Raw genomic sequence first — 18,524 nt, forward strand, 5'->3', positions numbered from 1 at the left:
GAGGGATATATTTCCTCCCCTGTAAGGGGAGGTGGCAGCCCATAGGGCTGACGGAGGGGTGTCACCGGTTGCGGTGATGCCCCTTCAGCCTTGGCCACCCAACGTCATCCGCACCATCAATCCCGGCGCATGATCCTCCAGTATCAGCGTGCCGCCATGGAGATGCGCCACCGCGCTGGCCAGCGACAGGCCCAGGCCCGCGCCGCTCTCCGTGCGGGCGGCGTCCAGTCGGCCGAACCGCTTGAGCGCCTCCTCGCGTCGTTCGGGCGGGATGCCGGGGCCGTCATCGGCGACGATCAGCACCGGGCCCGGCTCGACCCGGATGGTCACCAGTCCCGACCCGTATTTCAGCGCATTGTCGACCAGATTGGCGATCGCCTGGCCCAGCAATTCGCGGTGGACCAGCGCGACCAGCGTATCGGGGGCATCCGCCCGGATCGTCATGCCGCGATCTTCGGCCAATGGCTCGAACATGTCCGCCACATCGCGTACCATAGCCGCCAGATCGGCCTCGACAAAGGCGTCGCGGCCCAGTCCCGCCTCGGCGCGACTGATGCGCAGCGCGGTGTCGAGCATCGCCAGCAACCGGTCGCCTTCGTCTAACGCGCGGGCGACGCCGATCCGCGTGGCTTCATCCTGGCACTCGGCCAGCGCACGCTCCAGCGTGGCGCGTAAGCGCGTAAGGGGCGAGCGAAGGTCATGCGCCAGCCCATCGGTCGCGATCTTGAGCTCGGTCATCAACAGCGCGATGCGGTCGAGCATGGCATTGACCGCCTGCGCCAGCGCGTCGAAGGCATCGTCGCCGCCATTCGGGATCACCCGGCGCGACAGGTCGCCCGCCGCCACCGCATGCGCGGTCGCGACCGTATCCTCCAGCCGCCGCTCGATCATCCGCGCCGCGATCCAGGCGGCGAGCGCGGCGAGGATGATCGCCGCCGCCATGCCGACCGCCATCGCCTCTTCCATCGCCAGCGCGACGCGCAGCTCGCTCTCGACGACATGGCCGGCCAGCATCCGCGACCCATCGGGCAGGCGCAGCGACATGACGCGCATCCGCTCGGGCTGCGAATGGCCGATGCGGAAGATCTCGATCGTCGCGGCACCCGGCAGCGGCACATTGGGCGGCCATTCGGCGATATTCCCGGTGACGAATCGCCCATTCGGATCGGTCAGCAGGATGACCGACAACGGCACCCGGTCGGTGGTCAGCCGCCGGACGACCGCCTGGCGCACCGCCTCTCGCCCGCCGGCGAGCCAGACACCGGCCAGCTCATCGCGCAGGTCGCTGGCCGCGTCCTCGGCCTGGTCGGCGATCTCGCTGCGGGTCAGATGGCGGACGGTCGCGACCATGGCGCCTGCCCCGACCAGTTGCAGGGCGAAGACCAGCAGCGCGAAGCGCAGCGTGGTCGAACGGAGGAAGCCCGGCGTTATTTCTCGACGCCCAGCTTATAGCCCGAGCCGCGCACCGTATGGAGCAGCGGGCGGGCAAAGCCCTCATCGATCTTCTTGCGCAGCCGGCTGATATGCACGTCGGTGACGTTGGTGTTGGGATCGAAATGGAAATCCCAGACCCCCTCCAGCAACATGGTACGCGTCACGACCTGATCGACATGCTGGAGCAGATATTCGAGCAGCCGGTATTCGCGCGGTTGCAGGTCGATCGGCTTGCCTGCGCGGCGGACGCGGTGGGCGAGCAGGTCCATTTCCAGGTCGTCGCACACCAGCTTGGTTTGCGGCGCGTTGGTCGTCACGCTGCCGCGCCGGATCAACAGGCGGACCCGTGCGAGTAGCTCGGCGAAGACGAAGGGCTTGGTCAGATAATCGTCCGATCCCGAGGTCAGCCCCGCCACCCGGTCCTCGGGCGAGGAGAGGGCGGACAGGATCAGGACCGGCGAGGCGATTCCTGCCGCGCGAATCGCGGCCAGCGCCGCCATGCCATCCATACCCGGCAGCATCCGGTCGAGGATGATACAGTCGTAACTGCCATCGGTCGCATGGAACAGGCCGTCGCGCCCGTTGGCGGCATGATCGATGAGGAAACCTTCCTCCCGCAGCCCGTTGGCGATGTAATCCGCCGTCGAGCGATCATCCTCAATCAATAAGATCCTGTTGGCCACGAAGTCCTCCCGATCCGGTCCTTAGCAGCGTGATCGTGACGAGACCATGGTCCCGCGCGATGCGAAGGCGGACGGGGGAATCGGAATGGCGGACGGCTTCGTCGCGCAACAGGGAAAAGGAGGTGGCGGGGCGATCATCGATGGCGAGCACGGTATCGCCGACGCGCAGCGGCGGCTGAGCGACATGCGATTTGCCATCGGCCATATCGCTGCGCAGGCTGGTGACGACCAGCCCCGGCCGATCCCCGCCGGCGGGAGCGAAGGTCGCGCCATAGAGGGTCGGCTTCTGCTGGCCGCCGGCGTGCAGCGGCATATGCCCGACCAGCATCGCCATCGCCGCGCAGCCCAGCAACGCCGCGCTCGCTGCGCTCCAGCCGACGATCCGCAACCCCTTCACGGGCGAAGCGGAGCGGCGGCTCGGTGCGACGATCGCTTGTCGGTCACGGCGGGCATCATCCATCCTTTCACCCTGCCTCTCTACCGGACACGACCTGAGCGAAGCGTGGGCGGTGCATGACGCTTCTGTCATCATTGGCGCCTATAGCGGATGACGAACTTGTCATGCTGCTGAAATCCCTCAGCGGCGATGCCGGTCCTATGGCCGGACCGTCGGCTTTGCGGGGGCGGTGAAGCGGGAGAGGGGCGTGGTGATGAAGGGTAGGAAGACGGCTTCGACAGGATGGTGGACAAGGGCGGCCCTTGCGCCGGCCGAACCGTCACGTCGCGAGGCCGAGGTTGTCCTTCATGGCTGAGCGGACCGGCATCGCCGGATGGGTGGCACGGATCACCGCCTATGCCCAGGCCCGGCGTGGCTATCTGGCGGTGGGGACCGTCATCCTGCTGGTCGCGCTGGGCCTGTCGGCGCTGCATCATCTGACGCGGCAGGTGCGGTTGGCCGATGTCCGCGCCGCCTTCTATGCGATCGATCCGCACCAGATCGGGCTGTCGGTCCTGCTGACCATCGCCAGCTATATCGCCCTGACCTTTTACGACGTCATCGCGCTGCGCGTCATCGGGCGACCACTGCGCTGGCGGACGGCGGCGATGGCCTCCTTCACCAGCTACACGCTCAGCCATAATCTGGGTCTCGCACTGCTGACCGGCGGATCGGCGCGCTACCGCGTCTATGCCGCGGCGGGGCTGGACGGGCCGGACATTGCGCGCGTGGTGGCGATCGCCAGCGCGACCTTCTGGTTCGGGGTCTTCACCGTCACCGGCATTGGGCTGGCGCTGCATGACGGGCCGGTCACGATCGAGGCGCTGGTCCTGAGCCAGGATGTGGTGCGCTGGCTGGGCGTGGCGGTGGTGGCGGGCGCGTTGCTGCTGATCCTGCTATGCGCGCTCCGGCCCGGGCAGCGAGTCGGCTGGCGCGCCTGGAGCGTGCCGTTGCCGACACCGGGACAGGCCTTGGCCCAGATCGGTATCGCCACGCTCGATCTCGCCTGCGCCAGCGCGGCGCTGTTCGTCCTGCTGCCCGGCGCCTCGCCGGCGCTGCTGCCCGCCTTCGTGCTGGCCTACGCCCTGGCGATCATCGTCGCGCTGATCAGCCATGTGCCTGGCGGCATCGGCGTGTTCGAGGCAGTGGTGCTGGCCACCGTGCCCGCCAACCGCACCGAGCTGTTCGCCGCGCTGATCGCGTACCGTGTCCTTTATTACCTGCTGCCACTGGCGTTGGGCATCGCGCTCCTGGCCTGGGACGAGGCACGGCGGCGGCCGATCAAGGCGCTGCGCGATATCCGCCGCGTTCTGCTCGGCATCGCGCCGACGATCCTGGCGGCGGCCTGTTTCGGTGGCGGCGCGATCCTGCTGCTGTCGGGATCGCTGCCCGCCATTCCGCAGCGCGTGCACCAACTGGTTCATATCGTTCCTTTACCCTTTATCGAGGCATCGCATTTCGCCGCCAGCCTGGTCGGCACGGGGCTGCTGCTGCTGGCGCCGGGGCTGTATCGGCGGCTCGACGGGGCGAGCCTGGCCGCGCGTGCACTGCTGGTCGCCGGCGCGATCTTTTCGCTGGCCAAAGGGATCGATTATGAGGAGGCGGCGGTCTGCCTGACGATCGCGCTGCTCCTCCAGATGAGCCGCAAGGCCTTTTACCGCCGCACCTCGCTTGTCGCGCGGCCGCTGTCGCCGGCCTGGCTGTTCAGCGTCGCGGTGGTCGTCGTCGGCACGGGGTGGATCGGCTTTTTCGCGTACAAGCATGTCGATTATCAGGAATCGCTCTGGTGGCGGTTCGCGCTGTCCGACGACCCTTCGCGCTTCCTGCGCGCCGGGCTGGGCGTGGCGGTGATGCTGGCCGGCGCCGGCCTGTGGCGGCTGTTCCTGGCGGCGCCGCCGGGGGAGGCGGATCATCCCCCGATCGAACAGGTGCTGAGCGTCGTCGAACAGGCCGAGCGCACCGATGCCTCGCTCGCTCTGCTGGGTGACAAACGCTTCCTCTTCTCGCCCGAAGGCGATGCCTTCGTCATGTATCAGGTGCGGGGCACGAGCTGGATCGCGATGGGGGATCCCGTCGGTCCGCGCCCGGCCTGGGCGGACCTGTTGTGGCAGCTTCGTTCGCTCGCCGACGCCGGACAAGGCCGGTTGATGCTCTATCAGATCACCCCCGACACACTCGAAATCGCGATCGAGATGGGGCTGCAGATCATAAAATATGGCGAGGAAGCGTTGATCGATCTGCCCGGCTTCGCGCTGGAGGGCGGACGGATGCGCACCCTTCGCCAGACGCTCAACCGTTTCCGCACGCGCGAGAATGCCAGCTTCGCGATCATCCCCGCCGCGCAGGTGCCGGCCATCCTGCCCGAGCTGAAATCGGTGTCCGACGATTGGCTGATGGCCAAGGGGCATGGCGAGAAGGGGTTCAGCCTGGGCCGGTTCGATCCCGCCTATCTGGCGCTGACCGATTGTGCGGTGGTGCGGGTGGAGGGGCGGATCGTCGCCTTCGCCAATCTGTGGAAGGCGGGCGAGAAGCGCGAATTGTCGGTCGACCTGATGCGCCATGCCGAGGACGCGCCGGGCGGTGTCATGGACTATCTGTTCGTCGAACTGATGCTATGGGGGCAGGCGGAGGGCTATGGCCGGTTCGCGCTGGGACTGGCCCCGCTGTCCGGGATTGGCGGGCAGCGCATGGCCCCGACCTGGGCCAAGGTCGCGGCTTTGGTCTTCCGCCATGGCGAGCGCTTCTACGGCTTTCGGGGGCTGCGGGCCTATAAGGAGAAATTCCAGCCCGAATGGGCACCGCGCTACATTGCGGGGCCGGGTGGGCTTGGGCTGGTTAAGGCGCTGCGCGATCTGAACGCGCTGATCGCTGATGGGGGTGAGGGAGCGTAAATCCTCCCCGGTACGGGGAGGGGGCCGCGGCGCAGCGGTGGTGGAGGGGGCTTTCCGCAATGGCCCTCCTGTGGGGAAGCCCCCCTCCGTCAGGGCTGACGCCCTGCCACCTCCCGTGCCGGGGAGGAGCTTTTACGCCTTGAACAGCGACGGCGCCTTTTCCACCCGCGTCCGGCCGACGCTATCCGTCACCGCATAGGTAAAGCCCGGCAACAGGCAGAAGGCTCCGATCCGTCCGGCCGTGTCCATCGCCAGAAAGCCGACCTGCACGCCCTTGATCGCGTCGCCGCGTAAAGCCGCGATATGTTTGGCAGCTTCCTCGCACGCCGCTTGCGGGCTCATCCCGTGCCGCATCGAGGCGACGACGCGCGCGGTGCCGACGGTCCGGGTTACTTCTTCTCCCAGCCCGGTCGAGGTCGCGCCGCCGACCCCACGCTCGACATAGAGCCCCGAGCCGACCTGCGGCGAGTCGCCGACCCGCCCGCGCATCTTGAACGCCATGCCGGAGGTCGTGCAGGCGCCCGCCATCCGCCCCTTGGCATCGCGTGCCAGCATGCCGATCGTGTCATGGTCGAGCGCGCCGCCGGGCGTGCCGGGGCGACCCGCGCCATAGGTGCCCGTCTCGCTATTGGCGACCGGCTTGTAATTCTGCGTCTTCAGCCAATCGCGCCAGGCCTTTTCCGCCTCGGGCGTCAGCAGGTCGACGTGGGGAAAGCCGCGATCGCGGGCGAAGCGCGTTGCGCCTTCACCGACCAGGAAGGTGTGCGGCGTATGCTCCATCACCGCGCGTGCGACCGAGATGGCGTGAACCGTATCCTCCAGCGCGGCGACCGCGCCGACACCGCCGGCATCGTCCATGATCACGGCGTCGAGCGTCACATGCCCGTCGCGATCAGGATAGCCGCTATAGCCGACCGAGTGGTTGTTCGGATCGGCCTCGGGCACCTTCACGCCCGCTTCCACCATGTCGATCAGCGAGCCGCCCGCGCGACCGGCGGCGAAGGCGGCGTCATTGGCCGGCGCGCCGAAGTCCCAGGTCGACAGGATCGTCGCGCGTGGAGCGGCGGCCTGCGCGAAGACGCGGCCCGGCGCCGCCGCCAGTCCCGCCACGATACCCGCCCCGTGCAGGAATGCCCGCCGCCCATCCTTTGTCCCGTTCATCATCCCGTCATGTCCCGACTGCGATATTGCTGTTCGACGCCGATAGTGCGGCCACGCTGGGCCGAGCGCAAGCGGGGCATAGACCGATTGCGAACCAATCCGATTATCCGCTCGTTGCCCACCGGCGTTCCAGCGGTGCTCCGAGCGTCGGGCGGCCTCTATTGGCTATCGGCACTATGATCCAAGATATTGAAATCGTTTTCTTATGTGGCTTTTTGGTCACGTCGGTCAGCAATGTATGCCTTGGCCGCAAATAGGTATGGTTTAGGTATTGACCTATTAACGTAACTGATTTGTCTTTTTCCCCAAGCCCGACACGAGATCATTCGGGGCAAAGGGGAGATTTATGAAGATCCATCAATCCTCATCCTGGTTGGCGCTTTCGGCCGCGACCATGATGTTCGCGGCACCCGCTTTCGCGCAGCAGGTCGGCCGGACGGATACCCAGGACGCCGCCGCACAGGGTGGCACCGATCAGGATCGCGACGCGTCGATCAGCGCGAACGCCGCCGCCACCCGCTCCGCCGCGATCACCGGCACGCCGCAGGCGTCCAGCGGGGGTGAGGTCATCGTCACCGGCACCCGCATCACCCGCCCCAATCTGGCCTCCGCCGCGCCGATCACCTCGGTCACGCGTCAGGACATTCAGGCGCAGGCACCGCTGAACGTCGAAGAGGTGCTCAATCGCCTGCCGCAGGTCGCCCCCGACGCCCAGTCCAACTATGCCGATTCCGACGGCCGCCAGCGGATCAAGCTGCGCAGCCTGGGCTTCGAGCGCACGCTGGTGCTAGTCGACGGCAAGCGTCTGGGCACGCAGAACGGCCAGGACACGGGCATCATCCCCGCCAGCCTGCTGGAGCGTGTCGACGTGCTGTCGGGCGGCGCTTCGTCGGTCTATGGTTCGGACGCGATCTCGGGCGTGGTCAACTTCGTCCTGCGCAAGGATTTCGAAGGGCTGCGCGTCGACGGCAACTACAATTTCTACAACCACAACAATACGAGCAACATCGTCACGCCGATCGCGGCGGCGGCCGGCTTCAGCAGCCCGCGCGGCCTGACCAATGACGGTGGTCGTTCGGACATCACGGTGACGGCCGGCAAGAAGCTGCTCGACGACCGGCTGAACATCTCGGGCTTCTTCAACTATCGTCAGGCCGATCTCGTCCGCAACGGCGCGCGCTCCTATGCGGCCTGCCCGATCGCGCAGTTGTCGAAGGACTCGGCGCTGTCCTGCTCGCCGCTGTCGACCTATTCGCGCAGCGGCTTCGTCTCGCCCATCTCGGGGCCGAACGCCAATGCGCAATATGTCAACAATCCCGATGGCACGCGCAGCTTCGTGCCCTTCGGTCCGGGGCCGGGTCTGGCCGCCAACCCCTATGACGACGTCTCCTTCCAGCGCGCCAACGAGCGCTACACGGCCGGCGGCTTCGTCAATTTCAAGATCGCGCCCGAGGCCGAGATCTATGGCGACGGCATCTGGTTCCGCGATACCTCCGAGAACCCGACGCCGCGTCGCGTCTATTCCTACACCGTTGCGGGCACGACGCCCTATCAGGTGAATTGCGACAACCCCTTCCTGTCGGCCGGACAGGCGGGTGCGCTGGGCTGCACCGGCACCACCGGCTATGTGCCGCTCGACGTGCGCTATCGCTTCGACGGACAGCCGTCGCAGGCCGACCGCTTCGTCAATATGGGCTTCCGCGCGACCGGTGGCGTGCGGGGCAAGATCGGCGAGGCCTGGTCGTACGATGTGGGCGGCGTCTATGCCCGCAACCAGCAGGAATGGTATCTGGGGCCGACGTCGCAGAATGACCGAGTCAACCGCGCGCTGGATGTCGTGTCCGTCAACGGCACGCCGACCTGCCGCTCGGTGGTCAACGGCACCGATCCGTCCTGCATTCCCTTCGATGCCTTCCGGGCGGGGTCGGGCAGCAATGCGCTGACCAACTATCTGTTCACGGACGGGGCGACGGGCCTGCGCCGTCAGGTAACCCAGTTGTTCGACGCCATTGCCGTGGTGAATGGCGATTTGACGACCTATGGCATCAAGACGCCCTGGGCCGATGACGGTCTGGCGGTGTCGCTGGGCACCGAATATCGCAAGGACCGCCTGATCTCGACCGCCGATGCCGGGTTCGTGCAGCAGTTCGGCAACCAGGACGCGCGGCTGAGCCAGGATGTCTGGGAATCGAATATCGAGCTTCAGGCGCCGCTGATCCAGAACAAGCCGTTCGCGCATCTGCTGCAGACCAATGGTGGCTTCCGCGTGTCCAAATACAGCTCCAACCCCAAGACCTTCTCGACCTGGAAGATCGAAGGCCTGTACGCGCCGGTCAGCGACCTGACCTTCCGCGCCTCGTATAACAAGGCGCAGCGCGCGCCGACGGTGATCGAGATCCGGCAGGCGACGCAGATCAACTTTGGCCGCAACACCACGCTGACCGACTTCTGCGCCCCCGTTCCGCGGACGCAGGCGGACGGCACCGTCACCACCGCACCGATCGGTTCGCGCGAGCTGTGCAGCAAGACGGGGCTGGCGGACAATCTGTATGGCAGCGCCTCGCTGCTCTGCCCGACTGAGGGATGCACGACGCGGAGCGGCGGCTTCACCGCCGACCCGGAAACCGCCTATACGCTGACCTATGGTCTGGTCGTGAAGCCCAGCTTCATTCCGGGCCTGGTCTTCTCGGCCGACCGCTATCAGGTGCGGATCGTCAACTCGCTGGGCTATAACGGCGCGGATTATTATCTGCAGGGCTGTCTGGCGTCGAATGGCGACCCGTTCTTCTGCAACGGCATCGTCCGCGATCCGACCACCGGGTCGATCGGCAATGCGCCAGCGGGCAATCCCTCGTCGGGCTTCGTGCGGCAGGGGACGACCAACTATTACCGGACGCTGGCCTATGGCTGGGACTTTCAGGGGCAGTATTCACTCGACCTGAACAAGGCCGGGCGCTTCGACTGGAGCTTCAACGGCTCGCTGTCGACGCTGGCCGGTGGCCAGGACTCGCCGCTGCGCAGCCAGTATAACTGCGCGGGCTATTTCTCGAACGGCATCTCGTGCGGCCAGTTGGTTCCGAAATGGCAGCATACCCTGCGCACCACCTGGACCACGCCGGATCGCGACTTCAACGTGTCGTTCAACTGGCGCTACATCGGGTCGCTGACGACCGCGAACAATTCGGGCAACGCCGATATCGGCGGCACGCCCGAGCGGTTCCAGAATACGTTCGCCCGCATCGCGCCGCAGAGCTTCTTCGACCTGGCGCTGACCTGGAATGTCGCACGCAAGTTCGCCTTCCGGATCATCGCGAACAACCTGTTCGACAAGACGCCGCCGATCATCCCGAACTCGTACCAGGTCGCCCTGTCGCGCACCAACACCGCGCCGCAGCGCTACGACGCGCTGGGCCGGCAGATCGCGATCGGGACGACGATCAACTTCTAACCCTTCCCCCGGCGGGGTGCTTCGGCATCCCGCCAATCCTCGAACTGAAAAGGCCGGTCGTGCCTGCGGACAACCGGCCTTATTTTTTGGCTTGGACGTGGCGTGCACTTCGACTTCGCTCAGTGCGAACGGAGGCTGCTACTATTCCCCCATCCGTTCAGCCTGAGCGAAGTCGAAGGCCAAGGGAATGACCTTAGAACGGCGAATTACTCCACGAAATCCTCGACCTCACGCCGCTTGCCGCGCATGAAGGCGTCGGCGACATGGCGCAAGGGAGCGATGTCCACGTCCGAGCGGCCGCCCTGCACCAGTTCGGCGAAGTGCGCGTAGAGCCCCGGATATTCGCCGTGCAGCCCTTCCTCATGATGCGGGGTCGAGCCATCGGGCAGGGTCAGCACCGCGCCACCTTCGGCCAGCTTCAGCGTACCGTCGCTCGTCTCGACGACGATGTCCCAGCTCTGATGGCCTTCCTGCCGCCAGTCGAGGTCGAGCGTGACGGGCGTGCCGTCGGTCGTGCGGAACGCCACATCGGCGGCGATCGGCGCATCGCGATTGGCGGGGAAGTCGAGCGTCGCGCGCTCGATGAAGAACGGCTCGGGCAGGATGTGCGTCGCGATCGACAGCGCGTTGATGCCCGGATCGAACACGCCGAAGCCGCCCGCTTCCCAGATCCAGGCCTGGCCCGGATGCCATTGGCGCACATCCTCGCGCCAAGTGATCGCAGCCGAGGTGACCCTGCGGGCGGACAGCCATTCGCGTGCCGGCTCGACGCCCGGCGCGTAGCGTGAGTGCCAGCTCGCGAACAGGGTCACGCCCGCCTCGGCCGCCAGTTCCTCCAGCACCGCCACCTCGGCCAGCGTCGCGCCCGGCGGCTTTTCGAGGAAGACGTGCCAGTTATTCTCCAGCGCGGCGGCGGCGATGGCGTGGCGGACCTGCGGCGGGGTGCACAGCGCGACCGCATCGACGGTGATGTCGCTCTTGGCCAGTTCGTCGATGTCGTGGAAATGCGGCACGCCCTCGACTCCATTGGGCGAGCGGCTGACGGTCGCGACCAGTTCGAAGGCCGGGTTCCCCGCGATGGCGGGGACATGCTGGTCATGGGCGATCTTGCCCATGCCGACCAGCGCGAGACGGATCGTGTCGGTCATCGGTATCAGCGTGCCTTTTCGACATAAGCGCGCGCCGACACGGCGACATCCGCCGCCGGCTTGCCCGCGCGATAGAGATTGGAGCCCAGGCCAAAGCCGTCCGCACCGTGGGCGCGCCACTCGGCCATGTTGTCGGGGGTGATGCCGCCGACCGCCAGCACCGCGACATCGCGCGGCAGCACGGCGCGCTGCGCCTTGAGGAAGGTGGGGGAGGCGCCTTCGGCCGGGAACAGCTTCAGGCCATGTGCGCCGGCCTTCAGAGCGGCAAAGGCTTCGGACGGGGTGAAATAGCCGGGCAGCGAGATCAGCCCCTCGGCCACGCTATGCGCGATCACATCCGTATCGGTGTTGGGTGAGACGATCAGGCTGCCGCCGGCCGCCTTCACTTGGTCGACTTGGTTTGTGGTCAGCACGGTGCCCGCACCGACGATCGCCTTGTCTCCGACATGGGCGGTGATGGCGGCGATGCTGTCATACGGATCGGGCGAGTTGAGCGGCACCTCGATCAGGGTGAAGCCAGCCTCGACCAGCGCATCGGCGACGGGGATCGCCTCGGCGGGGGTCAGTCCACGCAGGATCGCGACGAGCGGGCAGGCGGCGAAGGCGGCGGCGAACCGTGCGGCTGGGTCGGTCATGACAAATGCTCCCGAATGGCGTGAAGGCCGGCGAGGAAACCGGCATGGCTGTCGAGCGCGACGACGCGGCCTCCGCGTTGTTCGATCCCGATGGTGTAAAGGTCGGCGAGCAAGCCGCCTGACAGGAGATAGACGGTCTGCCCCTCCATGTCGGGCACCGCACCGATGTCATTGCCGATCAGCAGCCCGCTGGCATAGGCGGCGGCGTCCTCCGCGGCGATCCGGCCGAGCAGGACGGAGGCGCGTACCCCGAACAGCGCCGCCGTCAGATCGCACGCGCCGCTGCCCCGCGACAGGCCGTCGCGGAAAGCGGGGCCGTCGGCGACGGGGCCGTCGAGCATGCCCGCAAGGATGCCGTGCCCCTTGACCAGCGCGAACAGTTCGCCCGTCATGGTGGTGGCGAAGTCGGCGATCCTGCCGCCTTGGGTATGGACCCATTTATTGTGCGTGCCCGGCTGCGCGAACAACGCGTCGGCCGGGGCCAAGCCGGCGACGATTGCGCCCAGCACCTGCACCTCTTCCCCGCGCATCACATCGGCACGGGTGTCGGTCAGCAGCGAGACGCCGGGGACGATGGTGACCCGCTGTTCCTCGATCCGGGTGGCGGCACCGGCCAGCGTCGCCAGATCGGCGGGGGCGGGGACATAGGCCGCTTCGCGCCAGCCGCGGGTCGACCCGACCATGCCCGCCGCGATGATCGGCAGATCGCCCAGCCGATCGCGGATGGCCGCGATCTCCGAGGGGTACTCTCCCGCCGCCATGGCGAGCACGCCGCGGTCGTCGCGGATCGTGTCGAGCATCGTGCCATCGTTGGCGATCACATAGATTCGGCGGTTGGTCGTACCCCAGTCGATCGCAAGATAGGCGGGCGTTACGTCTGCTGGCACGGCGGGCACGGCCTCTCCTGAAATTTTTATAAGCCGATTTGTAGGACAATAAAATCGGCCGCGCAAGCCGGGCACAAGCGGCTTTTTGAGCGGTTTGCCGAACAACGGTGCGGCAATCGTCCAAAGCGGTGAGCGGAAAATTGCACACCATTGACAGCATTGCATATATTGCAATGCATTATCGATAAGCTCATGCAGACTTGGGAAAGGTCGCTCTGTTGACTGCCCCGACAAAGCCGTCGAACAGCGGCTTTGGCCGGCATGGACAGCCGATAAGAGTCGGCTATGCGAATGGCTGGTACATGAAATCAAACATTTGGGTGAGGAACGGAAGGCCGGTTGCGGCCGCTTTTCCGCTCGCGTGATCGCGGCTGGCGGAAGGGCTGCGCCCGATTTTGGACATCGCGGTCATGCCGTTCGTGGCAACCATAGGTTGCTGACAGCGCGGATGACCCCAATCGAAAAGGCGTCGAACATGCGAAGTGACGATCGAAACCAGCGGGGCCGGGCGCGTGCTCCCGAACCTGTTGGCCAGGACGGGATCACCCGGCGGGCCATGATGGGTTCCGCGCTGGCGGCGGGCACGGCTTCGGTCGCGCCGTTCGTGGCGGAGGCGGCGGCGTCCGAGCAGAAGGTCGACGTGCTGCTGATCGGCGGCGGCATCATGAGCGCGACGCTGGGTGTGCTGCTGCGCGAACTGGAGCCCGGCTGGACGATCGAGATGGTCGAGCGGCTGGACAAGGTGGCGGAGGAAAGCTCCAACGGCTGGAACAATGCCGGCACCGGCCATTCGGCGCTGTGCGAACTTAACTATACGCCGGTCAACGAGGCCGACGGGCGGGTTGAGATCAAGAAGGCGATCGAGATCAACGAGCAGTTCCAGGTCACGCGCCAGTTCCTAAGTCACCAGCTCCGCACCGGGGTGCTGCAGAACCCCCGCAGCTTCATCAACTCGACCCCGCACATGAACTTGGTGTGGGGCGACGAGAATGTCGCCTTCCTGCAGAAGCGCCACGCCGCGCTGCTCGCCAGCCCGCTCTTCTCCGGCATGGAGTTCACCACCGACCCGCGCCAGATCGCGCAATGGGTGCCGCTGATGATCGAAGGGCGCAAGGGCGGGCAGAAGCTCGCCGCGACCCGGTCCCAGCTCGGCACTGATTGCGAATGGGGCGAGGTGACGCGCCAATATATCCGCTCGATGCAGGGCAAGCCCGGCGTGACGCTGACCACCGGTCACGAGGTCCGCTCGCTGGAGCGCAACAATGACGGCACGTGGCGCGTGACCGCGCGCGACATGAAGACGGGCGACAAGCGGATCATCACCGCACGCTTCGTCTTCGCCGGGGCGGGCGGTGGTGCGCTGCCCATCCTGCAGAAATCGGGTATCCCCGAAGGCGACGATTATGCCGGCTTCCCCGTCGGCGGATCGTTCTTGGTGACCGAGAATCCCGCCATCGCGCGCCGTCATCTGGCCAAGGTCTATGGCAAGGCCGCGACCGGATCGCCGCCCATGTCGGTACCGCATCTCGACACCCGTTATCTGAACGGCAAGCAGGTGCTGTTGTTCGGGCCCTTTGCGACCTTCTCGACCAAGTTCCTGAAGGAAGGTTCCTACTTCGATCTGCCCAAGTCGGTGACGCTCGACAATTTCCGGCCGATGCTGTCGGTCGGCTGGAACGAGTTCGAGCTGGTCGAATATCTGGCGGGCCAGTTGATGATGAGCCAGGAAGACCGGATGAACGCGCTCCGGGAATATTTCCCGAATGCCAAGGACGGCGATTGGCGGCTATGGCAGGCGGGCCAGCGCGTGCAGATCATCAAGCGCGATCCCGATAAGGGCGGCGTCCTGAAGCTCGGTACCGAGATCGTCGCGTCGAAGGACGGGTCGATCGCCGCGTTGCTGGGCGCCTCGCCCGGCGCCTCGACCGCGCCGTCGATCATGCTGAACCTGATCAAGAAGGTCTTCCCCGACCGGCTGGCGACCCCCGCCTGGCAGGCGAAGATCCGCGAGATCGTGCCGAGCTATGGCACCGCGCTCAATGAGGATCGCGATCTGCTGGCGCATGAATGGGCGGCGACGGCGGAGACCTTGCAACTCGCCATGGCCCCGCCGGCCGTGTCGAGCCCTGCGACCACCGAGGCCCCGCGCCCCGAGGCAACGCGGGTCAGCCCCAACCGCCATCCCGATCTGGCGCTGTAAGTCGATCGGTTTCGATCACAAAAAAGGGCCGGTCGTGGCATTCCACGACCGGCCCTTTTTCATGCAGTGGCGCGATTAGCGGCGGACGTCTTCGCCGGCGCGGACCAGCGCGTTGCCGGTCGCCTGACGCGCATTGTCCGCGCCCCGCTCGATCTTGTCGCCGGCCCGGTCGAGGCCACGATCGATATTGTCGCCAGCGCGATCGGCCTGGACAGCGGCACGATCACCGGCCCGGTCAAGCTTGTCGCCCGCGCGGTCGATGGTGTTCTCTGCCGAGTTCAGCGCGCGAGCCGTCGCGGCCTCGACATCGTCCGAGGCGTTCTGGGTCGTTGCCTTGGCATCGGCGGCGATGGCGTCGGCGGCCTGCTCCGTCTGGGTGCGGCTGTTTTCGCTGCACGCGGCCAGCGAGATCGCGGCGGCACCGGTCAGGGCGAGGATCAGGGCCTTCTTCATGGCAAACACTCCCGTTTCAAACATATGATCGGCGTGCCAACGCAGATTATCCGTTTCGGGTCCGTGTCGGCCGAAATCTCTTCCTTCCGTTGACCGCATATAAAGATATCTTTATATCGTGATCCATGGCGAATGCGCTCGAAATCTTTCGCGCTCTGGGCGATCCGACGCGGCTGCGCATATTGGCGCTGCTCCGCTCGATGGAGCTGTCCGTGGGCGAGCTGGCGCAGGTGCTCGGCCAGAGCCAGCCACGGGTCAGCCGCCATGTAAAGATCCTGGTCGACGCCGAACTGGCCGAGCGGCGCAAGGAAGGTAGCTGGGTCTTCGTCGCGCTGGGTGATCGCGACGCGGTGGAGCCGGTGATGGCGGCGCTCGACCGCTGGACGGCGGAGACGCCCGACCCCTGGGTCGTCGCCGACGTGGCGCGCCTCGCGGCGGTGCGCGCGGACCGGGCGGCCAGCGCGGCGGCGTGGTTCGAGGACCATGCCGGCGAGTGGGATGCGATCCGCTCGCTCCATGTCGCCGACAGCGAGATCGAAGAGGCGATGACGGGCGTGATCGGCGAAGGCCATCTCGGCACGCTGATCGACATCGGTACCGGTACGGGTCGCATGTTGGAGTTGTTTGGCGATCGTGCCGACGCGGCCTTGGGCATCGACCGCTCGTCGGAGATGCTGCGACTGGCGCGGGCCAAGCTGCACGGGCGCGCCAATACCGAGTTGCGCCAGGCGGACCTCTATGCGCTTCCCATGGGCGACGGCGCGGCCGATATCGCGATCCTGCACCATGTCCTCCACTTCGCACAGCAGCCGGGCGCGGCGATCGCCGAGGCGGCGCGGGTACTGGGGCCGGGCGGGCGGTTGTTGATCGCCGACTTCGCGCCGCACGATCGCGAGGAATTGCGGCAAAAGGCGGCGCATAGCCGTCTGGGCTTTGCCGATGAGCAGATTGCGGGCTGGTTCGGTCCCGCCGGGCTGACGCTGGCGCAGACCGAGACGCTGGAGGGTGGCGAACTGACCGTCAAGCTCTGGCTGGGTGTGAAGAAGGGGCTTCGGCCCGTCGAGACGAATAGGGTAAAGGCGGCATGACGAACACGATCCTGACGCAGGCCGAGGCCGCGCTGGCGCATGAGGAACCGCTGTTCGCCGATGTCGGCGGCGATATCGCGGTGAGCTTCGAATTCTTCCCGCCCAAGACGGAGAAGATGGATGCGCAGCTTTGGGACGCGATCCGCACGCTGGAGCCGCTCGATCCGCGCTTCGTCTCGGTGACCTACGGCGCCGGCGGCTCGACCCGTGAGCGGACCCATGCGACGGTGGCGCGTATCCAGCGTGAGACCACGCTGGCGGCTGCGGCGCACCTGACTTGCGTCGAGGCAACCCGCGAGGAGATCGATCAGGTCGCGCAGGAATATTGGGCGGCGGGCGTGCGGCATATCGTGGCGCTGCGCGGCGATCCTCCCGCCGAGGGCGCACGCTTCGTCAGCCATCCGGGCGGCTATGAGAATGCCGCCGATCTGGTCGCGGGGCTGAAGAAGCTGCATCCATTCGAGATTTCGGTCGCGGCCTATCCCGAATGCCATCCGGACTCGGCCGATCAGCAGGCGGATATCGACAATCTGAAGCGCAAGATCGACGCGGGCGCGACCCGGGCGATCACGCAGTTCTTCTTCTCGCCCGAAGCCTATTTCCGCTTCCGCGATGCCGCCGCCGCGGCGGGGATCGCGGCGGAGATCGTGCCGGGCATCCTGCCGGTGTCGAACGTCGCGCAGACGCGCAAATTCGCCGGCATGTGCGGCGCCAGCATCCCCGACTGGATGGACCGTTTGTTCGAAGGGCTGGACGATCATCCCGCCGCGCGCCAGCTCGTCGCCGCGACGATCGCCGCCGAGATGTGCCGTCGCCTCTACGCGGGCGGGGTGAAGGGGTTCCACTTCTACACGCTCAACCGCGCCGAGCTGGCCTACGCCATCAGCCATATGCTGGGCGTGCGCGGCAAGAAGGCCGAGACGGTAGCGGCTGCGTAACCTCTCCGCCCTAGACGAATGCCAATACGCCCTTCGCCGGAGGGGCAGGAGTAGACCATGACCACCCGCGACATATTCCTCGCCGAAGCCGCCACGCGCATCCTCATCACCGACGGCGCGTTCGGCACCGAGATCCAGAACTGGAAGCTGGACGAGGCGGCCTATGCGGGTACGCTGGGCCTGACCCATGACCAGAAGGGCAATAACGACATCCTCGCGCTGACCAAGCCCGAGGTGCCCGAGGCGATTCATCGCGCCTATTTCGAGGCGGGGGCGGACATTGCCGAGACCAACACCTTCTCCGCCAACCGGATCAGCCAGGCCGATTACGGCGCGGAGCATCTGGTGCGGGAGATCAATGTCGAGAGCGCCAAGCTCGCCCGCCGCATCGCCGATGAGTTCCAGGCCAAGGACGGGCGCCCCCGCTTTGTCGCGGGCGCGATCGGGCCGACCAACAAGACGCTGTCGCTGTCGCCCGACGTCAACGATCCCGGCTATCGCGAGATCGACTTCGATTACCTCAAGGACGTGTACCGCGAACAGATCGATGCGCTGGTCGAGGGCGGGGCGGACTTCATCCTGATCGAGACGGTGTTCGACACGCTGAACGCCAAGGCGGGGATCATGGCCACGATCGAGGCGGGCGAGGCGCTCGGCCGCGAAATCCCAATCATGCTGTCGATGACGCTGACCGACCTGTCGGGCCGCAACCTGTCGGGCCATACCGTCGAGGCCTTCTGGCACGCGGTGCGCCACGCCAAGCCGCTGACCATCGGACTGAACTGCTCGTTCGGGGCGGAGCAGCTTCGCCCGCACGTCAAGACGCTGTCGGAGATTTGCGACACGCTCATCATGATCTACCCCAATGCCGGGCTGCCCAACGAGCTGGGCGCCTATGACGAGGCGCCGGTGACCACCGCGGGCCTGGTCGGCGAATGGGCGGTCGAGGGGCAGGTCAATGTGCTCGGCGGCTGCTGCGGTTCGACGCCCGCGCATATCAAGGCGATCGCGGACAAGGTGAAGGGCATGAAGCCCCGCACCATCCCGACCCCGCCGGTCGTCACCCGCCTCGCCGGGCTGGAGCCGTTCACCATGGCGGCCTGACCCTTATTCCTCCCCTGT

General features: G+C 66.5%; 14 protein-coding genes. 6 read left to right on the plus strand and 8 right to left on the minus strand.

Annotated elements, in window-relative coordinates:
• Positions 1 to 84: 84 nt before the first annotated feature.
• The 3 genes from SP6_RS02445 to SP6_RS02455 form a co-directional block, all read right to left on the minus strand.
• Positions 85 to 1,350, minus strand: coding sequence for a sensor histidine kinase (locus SP6_RS02445; protein ID WP_007405889.1), 1,266 nt, complete (start codon positions 1,348 to 1,350; stop codon positions 85 to 87).
• 77 nt (positions 1,351 to 1,427) lie between these two features.
• The gene (locus SP6_RS02450) at positions 1,428 to 2,117 is read right to left on the minus strand and encodes a winged helix-turn-helix domain-containing protein (RefSeq protein ID WP_007405869.1); all 690 of its coding nucleotides are present in this window, start codon (positions 2,115 to 2,117) and stop codon (positions 1,428 to 1,430) included.
• Complete coding sequence (locus tag SP6_RS02455; RefSeq protein WP_007405880.1) at positions 2,092 to 2,577, minus strand: hypothetical protein; 486 nt, start codon at positions 2,575 to 2,577, stop codon at positions 2,092 to 2,094. The genes SP6_RS02450 and SP6_RS02455 overlap by 26 nt, the downstream gene beginning before the upstream one ends.
• A gap of 284 nt (positions 2,578 to 2,861) precedes the next feature.
• On the opposite strand from SP6_RS02455, the gene mprF reads away from it, so the two are divergent.
• Positions 2,862 to 5,444 (plus strand): bifunctional lysylphosphatidylglycerol flippase/synthetase MprF, encoded by a 2,583-nt coding sequence (gene mprF, locus SP6_RS02460; protein WP_007405871.1) that lies wholly within the window; start codon positions 2,862 to 2,864, stop codon positions 5,442 to 5,444.
• 132 nt (positions 5,445 to 5,576) lie between these two features.
• Here mprF and SP6_RS02465 read toward each other — a convergent pair whose 3' ends face one another.
• Complete coding sequence (locus SP6_RS02465) at positions 5,577 to 6,608, minus strand: glycosylasparaginase (protein ID WP_007405867.1); 1,032 nt, start codon at positions 6,606 to 6,608, stop codon at positions 5,577 to 5,579.
• Positions 6,609 to 6,951: 343 nt separating this feature from the next.
• Between SP6_RS02465 and SP6_RS02470 the strand changes: the two genes are divergently transcribed.
• Positions 6,952 to 10,053: a TonB-dependent receptor domain-containing protein gene (locus SP6_RS02470; RefSeq protein WP_007405860.1), complete on the plus strand. Its 3,102-nt coding sequence runs from the start codon at positions 6,952 to 6,954 to the stop codon at positions 10,051 to 10,053.
• Positions 10,054 to 10,259: 206 nt separating this feature from the next.
• Here SP6_RS02470 and SP6_RS02475 read toward each other — a convergent pair whose 3' ends face one another.
• Genes SP6_RS02475 through SP6_RS02485 form a run of 3 tightly spaced genes read right to left on the minus strand, consistent with a single transcriptional unit; the run spans position 10,260 to position 12,723 of the window.
• Positions 10,260 to 11,201 (minus strand): Gfo/Idh/MocA family protein, encoded by a 942-nt coding sequence (locus SP6_RS02475; protein ID WP_007405919.1) that lies wholly within the window; start codon positions 11,199 to 11,201, stop codon positions 10,260 to 10,262.
• Between the two features lie 5 nt (positions 11,202 to 11,206).
• Positions 11,207 to 11,836, minus strand: a complete 630-nt coding sequence (locus SP6_RS02480; RefSeq protein ID WP_007405927.1) for a 2-dehydro-3-deoxy-6-phosphogalactonate aldolase — start codon at positions 11,834 to 11,836, stop codon at positions 11,207 to 11,209.
• Positions 11,833 to 12,723, minus strand: coding sequence for a 2-dehydro-3-deoxygalactonokinase (locus SP6_RS02485; protein ID WP_007405909.1), 891 nt, complete (start codon positions 12,721 to 12,723; stop codon positions 11,833 to 11,835). Before SP6_RS02485 ends, SP6_RS02480 begins: the two co-directional genes overlap by 4 nt.
• 475 nt (positions 12,724 to 13,198) lie before the next feature.
• On the opposite strand from SP6_RS02485, the gene mqo reads away from it, so the two are divergent.
• Positions 13,199 to 14,923 (plus strand): malate dehydrogenase (quinone), encoded by a 1,725-nt coding sequence (gene mqo / locus SP6_RS02490; RefSeq protein WP_037569278.1) that lies wholly within the window; start codon positions 13,199 to 13,201, stop codon positions 14,921 to 14,923.
• A 75-nt stretch (positions 14,924 to 14,998) separates the two neighbouring features.
• On the opposite strand, the gene SP6_RS02495 is transcribed toward mqo, so the two are convergent.
• A complete protein-coding gene (locus SP6_RS02495; protein WP_037569235.1) occupies positions 14,999 to 15,376 on the minus strand; it encodes a hypothetical protein in 378 nt (125 codons plus the stop codon).
• 125 nt (positions 15,377 to 15,501) lie between these two features.
• Between SP6_RS02495 and SP6_RS02500 the strand changes: the two genes are divergently transcribed.
• From SP6_RS02500 to SP6_RS02510, 3 genes are read left to right on the plus strand one after another with little or no spacing between them, the layout of a single operon-like run.
• On the plus strand, positions 15,502 to 16,464 hold the full coding sequence (locus SP6_RS02500; protein WP_007405883.1) for an ArsR/SmtB family transcription factor: 963 nt from the start codon (positions 15,502 to 15,504) through the stop codon (positions 16,462 to 16,464).
• On the plus strand, positions 16,461 to 17,402 hold the full coding sequence (metF, locus tag SP6_RS02505) for a methylenetetrahydrofolate reductase (protein ID WP_007405892.1): 942 nt from the start codon (positions 16,461 to 16,463) through the stop codon (positions 17,400 to 17,402). The genes SP6_RS02500 and metF overlap by 4 nt, the downstream gene beginning before the upstream one ends.
• A gap of 57 nt (positions 17,403 to 17,459) precedes the next feature.
• Positions 17,460 to 18,506 (plus strand): homocysteine S-methyltransferase family protein, encoded by a 1,047-nt coding sequence (locus tag SP6_RS02510; protein ID WP_007405891.1) that lies wholly within the window; start codon positions 17,460 to 17,462, stop codon positions 18,504 to 18,506.
• Positions 18,507 to 18,524 lie beyond the last annotated feature (18 nt).

This window comes from Sphingomonas paucimobilis NBRC 13935 (genome assembly GCF_000739895.2).
In the GTDB taxonomy this organism is placed as follows: domain Bacteria; phylum Pseudomonadota; class Alphaproteobacteria; order Sphingomonadales; family Sphingomonadaceae; genus Sphingomonas; species Sphingomonas paucimobilis.

What these genes read in the sequence shown, in the direction of transcription:
- SP6_RS02445 (WP_007405889.1), bottom strand. Translation starts at nt 1,350, where the DNA reads ATGGTCGCGACCGTCCGCCATCTGACCCGCAGCGAGATCGCCGACCAG.
- SP6_RS02455 (WP_007405880.1), bottom strand. Translation starts at nt 2,577, where the DNA reads ATGGATGATGCCCGCCGTGACCGACAAGCGATCGTCGCACCGAGCCGC.
- mprF (WP_007405871.1), top strand. Translation starts at nt 2,862, where the DNA reads ATGGCTGAGCGGACCGGCATCGCCGGATGGGTGGCACGGATCACCGCC.
- SP6_RS02465 (WP_007405867.1), bottom strand. Translation starts at nt 6,608, where the DNA reads ATGATGAACGGGACAAAGGATGGGCGGCGGGCATTCCTGCACGGGGCG.
- SP6_RS02470 (WP_007405860.1), top strand. Translation starts at nt 6,952, where the DNA reads ATGAAGATCCATCAATCCTCATCCTGGTTGGCGCTTTCGGCCGCGACC.
- SP6_RS02475 (WP_007405919.1), bottom strand. Translation starts at nt 11,201, where the DNA reads ATGACCGACACGATCCGTCTCGCGCTGGTCGGCATGGGCAAGATCGCC.
- SP6_RS02480 (WP_007405927.1), bottom strand. Translation starts at nt 11,836, where the DNA reads ATGACCGACCCAGCCGCACGGTTCGCCGCCGCCTTCGCCGCCTGCCCG.
- mqo (WP_037569278.1), top strand. Translation starts at nt 13,199, where the DNA reads ATGCGAAGTGACGATCGAAACCAGCGGGGCCGGGCGCGTGCTCCCGAA.
- SP6_RS02495 (WP_037569235.1), bottom strand. Translation starts at nt 15,376, where the DNA reads ATGAAGAAGGCCCTGATCCTCGCCCTGACCGGTGCCGCCGCGATCTCG.
- SP6_RS02500 (WP_007405883.1), top strand. Translation starts at nt 15,502, where the DNA reads ATGGCGAATGCGCTCGAAATCTTTCGCGCTCTGGGCGATCCGACGCGG.
- metF (WP_007405892.1), top strand. Translation starts at nt 16,461, where the DNA reads ATGACGAACACGATCCTGACGCAGGCCGAGGCCGCGCTGGCGCATGAG.
- SP6_RS02510 (WP_007405891.1), top strand. Translation starts at nt 17,460, where the DNA reads ATGACCACCCGCGACATATTCCTCGCCGAAGCCGCCACGCGCATCCTC.